This is a genomic window from Citrobacter sp. TBCS-14, assembly GCF_005280805.1.
GTDB lineage: Bacteria > Pseudomonadota > Gammaproteobacteria > Enterobacterales > Enterobacteriaceae > Citrobacter > Citrobacter gillenii.
Map to the genome: position 1 here is coordinate 311 of NZ_SZWM01000258.1, position 337 is coordinate 647.

At 54.9% G+C, this 337-nt stretch carries 1 protein-coding gene; it reads left to right on the forward strand.

The features are described from left to right. Positions 1-337, forward strand: a 337-nt coding sequence (locus tag FDX22_RS30950; protein WP_255432890.1) for an ABC transporter permease subunit, incomplete at both ends; no start/stop codon positions are given.

The following is a 337-nucleotide window of genomic DNA, read 5'->3' on the forward strand; positions in this document are numbered from 1 at the left end:
GTTCCGTCAGTTCTTTATGACCCTGCCGGATGAGCTGGTTGAGGCGGCGCGTATTGACGGCGCGTCACCGATGCGTTTTTTCCGCGATATCGTACTACCGCTGTCAAAAACCAATCTGGCGGCGCTGTTCGTGATCACCTTTATCTACGGCTGGAACCAGTATCTATGGCCGTTGTTAATTATTACCGACGTCAATTTGGGCACTGCGGTGGCGGGCATCAAAGGCATGATTGCCACCGGTGAAGGCACCACGCAGTGGAACCAGGTAATGGCAGCCATGCTGCTGACGCTCATCCCTCCGGTAATCATCGTGTTAGCCATGCAGCGCGCGTTTGTG